We start from the raw sequence: 5564 nt of genomic DNA on the forward strand, positions 1-5564 counted from the left end.
AGGTTGGTGCATGCGTATGGGCCGACCGAGGCGACGGTGATCACTGCGGTGGGTGCGGTGGATCCGGACGGGGTGGGGGTGGTGTCGTTCGGTTCGCCGGTGGCCAATACGCGGATGTATGTGCTGGATGAGTTTTTGCGGCCGGTGGCTGCGGGTGTTGCGGGTGAGTTGTATGTGGGTGGTGTTCAGCTGGCGCGTGGTTATGTGGGGCGTGCTGGTCTGACGGCGGAGCGGTTTGTCGCTGATCCGTTCGGTGGTGCTGGTGGGCGGTTGTATCGCACGGGTGATGTGGTGCGTTGGACCGGTGAGGGTGAGCTGGTCTTCGTGGGGCGTGCGGATGAGCAGGTGAAGATTCGTGGGTTCCGTATCGAGCCGGGCGAGGTGCGTTCGGTGGTGGCGGGGTGCCCGGGGGTCGCGCGGGCCGCGGTCGTGGTCCGTGAGGACGTGCCCGGAGACCCACGACTGATCGCCTATGTCGTCCCCGATGACGACACAGCGGAACTGCCGTCTCGGGTGAGTGAGTTCGCAGCCGATCGCCTTCCCTCTCACATGGTCCCGTCGGCGGTGGTCGTCCTGGAGGCGCTGCCGCTGACCGTCAACGGCAAGCTGGACCACAGGGCGCTGCCGGCCCCCGCATACGTCACCGGCGCCGGCCGGGGCCCCGCCACAGCCCGCGAAGAACTCCTCTGCGGTGTGTTCGCCCAGGTCCTCGGACTCGAACAGGTAGGCGTCGACGACGACTTCTTCGCCCTCGGCGGCCACTCCCTGCTCGCCGTCCGCCTCATCAGCCGCATCCGCAAAGTCCTCGACGTCGAGGTGCCGCTGCGCACCCTCTTCGAAGCGCCGACCGTCTCCGCCCTCGCGAGCCGTCTCGCCGGCGCCAGGGCCGCACGTCCCGCGCTGCGCCCCGGTACGCGCCCCGAACGCGTCCCTCTCTCCTTCTCCCAGCAACGCCTGTGGTTCATCAGCCAGTTGGAAGGCCCCAGCGCCACCTACAACGTGCCTGTGTCCCTGCGGCTCTCGGGCGGGGTCGACCGCGACGCGCTCGGCGCGGCCCTGCACGACGTGATCGGACGCCACGAGGTGCTGCGTACGGTCTTCGAGGTCGCCGACGGACAGCCCTACCAGCGGATCCTGGACCTGGAGGACCTCGCCTGGGAGCTGTCCGCGGCCGAGGTGGCGCCGGCGGACCTGCCCGCCGCGATCAGGGAGGCGGAGAGGTACGAGTTCGACCTCTCGGTCGAAGCTCCCATCCGCACCTGGCTGTTCGACGCAGGACCGGACGAGCAGGTGCTCGTGGTCGTCGTCCACCACATCGCCGGAGACGGCTGGTCCATGGGCCCGCTCGCCCGGGACGTCTCCGTCGCCTACGCGGCGCGCCGCGAGGGCCGGGCCCCGGAGTGGGAGCCGCTGCCGGTGCAGTACGCCGACTACGCGCTGTGGCAGCGCGAACTGCTCGGCGACGAACAGGACGCGGAGAGCCTGATTTCCCGTCAGGTGACTTACTGGCGCGAGGCGCTGGCGGACGCACCCGTGGAGCTCGAGCTCCCCTTCGACCGGCCGCGCCCGGCGGTCGCGTCCCACCTGGGCCACAGCGTGCCGCTGAACGTCCCCGCCGAGGTGCACCAGCGGATCGTCGAAATGGCGCGGACCGAGGGCGTGACCGTGTTCATGGTCCTGCAGGCCGCCCTGGCCACCCTGCTCTCCAAACTGGGCGCCGGCCATGACATCCCGATTGGTTCGGCGAACGCCGGCCGGACGGACGAGGCGCTGGACGACCTGGTCGGCTTCTTCATCAACACCCTGGTCGTCCGCGCGGACCTGTCCGGCGACCCGACCTTCCGCGAGGTGCTGGACCGGGTACGAGGGACGAGCCTGGCGGCGATGGACCACCAGGACGTGCCGTTCGAGAAGCTGGTGGAGGAGCTGGCTCCGACCCGCTCCATGGCCCGTCACCCGCTCTTCCAGACCGTCCTCACTCTCCAGAACACCATCGACGCCGTCCTCGACCTGCCCGGTGTGCGGGCGGGCGCGGCGGGCGCCGACGACTCGGCGGCCTCGGGCCGAACGGCCGTGAAGTTCGACCTGGACGTCATGGTCGCCGAGGTCTTCGACGCGGAGGGCGTCCCGGCCGGCCTCGGCGGCTCGGTCACCGTCGCCGCCGACCTGTTCGACGCCGCGTGGGCGGGCAGGATCGCCGACGCGTGGACCATGCTCCTCGACGTCCTCTCGCAGGACCCGGGCCGCCGCCTGACCAGCCTGGACGTGCTGGCCGAGGACGAGCGCCGCAGGGTGCTCGCCGACTGGAACGCCACGGCGGCCGACGACCGGCCTGCCCTGGTGCACGAGCTGTTCGAGGCGCAGGCGGCCGCCGTTCCGGACGCCGTCGCGATCGTCAGCGACGGTACGGAGATCTCGTACGCGCAGCTTGACGCGCGGGCGAACCGGATCGCGCACTATCTGATTAGCCAGGGCATCGGCGCCGAGTCGGTGGTGGGTCTGTGCCTGCCGCGTGGCGTCGACATGATCGCGGCGATCCTGGGTGTGTGGAAGGCGGGCGCGGGTTATCTGCCGATCGACCCGGCGCAGCCCGCGGACCGGGTGGCCTTCATGCTCAGGGACAGCAGCGCGGCACTGGCGCTGACGACCGAGGAGATCCTGGACGAGCTGCCGGCCGGGCGTTCGCGCCTGGTCGCCCTCGACGACGCGTTCGTGGCGATGCAGCTCGCGGCGGCCTCGACGGAGCGCCCAGAGCGCCTAGTTCCCCCGCAGTCGCTGGCGTATGTGATCTACACGTCGGGTTCGACGGGCCGGCCCAAGGGTGTGGCGGTCACGCATGGCGGGCTCGCCAACTACTTCGCCTCGGTGCCGGAGCGTCTGGGCTTCGGTGGTGAGGGTGCGCGCTATGCGCTGTTGCAGGCGCAGGCGACGGACCTGGGCAACACGGTGGTGTTCGCCAGCCTGGCCAGCGGCGGTGAGCTGCACATCCTCGACGAGGGCGCGGTCACCGATCCGCAGGCGGTGGCCTCGTATCTCGCGCGGCACCGCATCGACCACTTCAAGGCGGTGCCCTCTCACCTGGCCGCTCTGTCGACGGCCGGTATGGAGGGGGTGCTACCGGCGCGGTCCCTCGTCCTGGGCGGTGAGGCCGCGTCCCCGGGGTGGCTGCGGGAGCTGGTCGGCGCCGCAGGGCAGCGTGAGATCCACAATCACTACGGCCCCACCGAGACGACGATCGGCGTCGCCACCACCCGGCTCACCGCTGAGAAGGTCGCGGGCGAGACGGTCCCGGTCGGCACCCCGATCGCCAACACCCGCTTCTACGTCCTGGACCAGCACCTGCGCCCGGTCATGCCGGGTGTCGCCGGTGAGCTGTACGTCGCCGGGGCCCAGCTGGCCAGGGGGTACGTCAAGCGCCCCGGCCTCACCGCCGAACGCTTCGTCGCCAGCCCCTTCGAGTCGGGGCAGCGGATGTACCGGACGGGCGACCGGGCCAAGTGGACGGCCGACGGTCAGGTGGTCTTCCTCGGGCGGGCGGACGACCAGGTGAAGATCCGGGGTCACCGGATCGAGCCCGGCGAGGTCCAGGGCGTCCTGACCGGACACCCGCTGGTCGACCGGGCAGCCGTCATCGCCCGCGAGGACGCCCCCGGCGACCGCAGACTCGTCGCCTACGTCGTCCCGACGGACATCGACGAACTCCACGACGAACTGCCCGCTCTCATCCGCGAGTTCGCCGGCCAGCGACTGCCGGAGCACATGGTCCCGTCCGCGGTCGTGGTCCTGGACACGCTGCCGCTGACCGGCAACGGCAAGCTCGACCGCAGGGCCCTGCCCGCACCCGACTACTCCTCCTCGCTGTCCGCCGGCGGACGCCGGGCGGCCACGCTCCAGGAAGAGATCCTCTGCATGGCCTTCGCCGAAGTCCTCGGACTTCCCGAAGTCGGTGTCGACGACGACTTCTTCGAGCTCGGCGGCCACTCGCTCCTCGCGGTGCGCCTGGTCAGCCGGATCCGCTCCGTCCTCGGCGTCGAGGTCGAGATCCGCGAACTGTTCGAGGCCCCGACGGTGGCCCGCCTCGCCGCCGGCCTGACCGACGCAGGACAGGCCCGACTGGCCCTGACGGCAGGAGAGCGCCCTGAACGGGTCCCGCTCTCGTTCGCCCAGCGCCGCCTGTGGTTCATCGGTCAGCTGGAAGGCCCGAACGCGGCCTACAACGTCCCGGTCGCCCTGCGCCTCGAAGGCGACATCGATCACGAGGCCCTGGAGGCGGCTCTGCGGGACGTGCTCGGACGGCACGAGGTGCTGCGTACGGTCTTCGAGGTCGCCGACGGCGAGCCGCACCAGCGGATCGTCGACATCGACGAGCTGGCGTGGGACCTGCCGCTGGTCGAGGTCGCTCCGCAGGAGCTGGCGGGCGCGATCGCCGCGGCGGCCGGTCACGCCTTCGACCTCGCGGTCGAGATTCCCTTCCGGGCCTCGCTGTTCACCGCCGCGGACGACGAGCGGGTGCTCGTCGTGGCGATGCACCACATCGCCGGCGACGGTTGGTCCAAGCGCCCGCTGGCGCGCGACTTGTCGGACGCGTACGCGGCGCGGTGTGCGGGGCGGGCCCCCACGTGGACGCCGCTGCCGGTGCAGTACGCGGACTACGCTTTGTGGCAGCGCGAGCTTCTCGGCGAGGAGTCCGACCCGGAAAGCCTGATTACCCGCCAGGTCGACTACTGGCGACGGGCGTTGGCAGGCGCACCCGAGGAACTTCAGCTCCCGGTGGACCGAGTGCGGCCGCCGGTGCCCTCGCACCGGGGCCACGACGTCGCCCTGACCGTTCCGGCGGACGTGCACGCCCGCCTGGTTCAGGTGGCGCGGGCCGAAGGCGTGACCACGTTCATGGTGCTGCAGGCCGCCCTTGCGATGCTGCTGTCGAAACTGGGCGCCGGCACGGACATCCCGATCGGTTCGGCGAACGCGGGCCGGACGGACGAGGCGCTGGACGACCTGGTCGGCTTCTTCGTCAACACATTGGTCCTGCGGACGGACCTGAGCGGCGACCCCACCTTCCGGGACGTGCTCGGCCGCGTACGGGAGACGAGCCTGTCGGCCTTCGCGCACCAGGACGTGCCGTTCGAGCGGCTCGTCGAGGAACTGGCCCCGAGCCGGTCCATGGCCCGGCATCCCCTGTTCCAGGTCATGCTCCAGGTGCAGAACAACGCGGAGGCGGTCCTCGACCTGCGAGGTGTGCGGGCCGGCGGCTTCGCGGTCGGCGCATCGGCGGCCAAGTTCGACCTGGACGCGTCGGTGGCGGAGACCCACGACGCGAGCGGCGCCCCGGCGGGGCTGCGCGGTTCGGTGGTCGCCTCCGCAGACCTCTTCGACGCGGAGACCGCCGAGCGGCTCGTGGCCCGCTGGGTACGGGTCATCGAGCGCCTGGCCGCGGACCCGGAGCTACGCCTGAGCACGCTGGACTTGCTGGACGAGGTCGAACGTCACCGCGTGGTGAGTGAGTGGAACGACACGGCTGCGGAGGTGGTTTCCGGTTCGCTGCCGGAGTTGTTCGAGGCGCA

Annotated in this window: 1 protein-coding gene and 1 pseudogene; both read left to right on the forward strand. The window is 71.1% G+C overall.

Annotation, left to right across the window (positions count from 1 at the left end):
• Positions 1-6 precede the first annotated feature (6 nt).
• Positions 7-192: pseudogene (locus ACIRS4_RS36085) on the forward strand (AMP-binding protein); the annotation flags it as partial.
• Positions 193-345: 153 nt separating this feature from the next.
• Positions 346-5564, forward strand: a 5219-nt coding sequence (locus tag ACIRS4_RS36090; RefSeq protein ID WP_404204169.1) for an amino acid adenylation domain-containing protein, incomplete at its 3' end; no start/stop codon positions are given.

Origin of the sequence: Streptomyces sp. NPDC101166, assembly GCF_044768125.1 — a bacterium.
Taxonomy (GTDB): domain Bacteria; phylum Actinomycetota; class Actinomycetes; order Streptomycetales; family Streptomycetaceae; genus Streptomyces.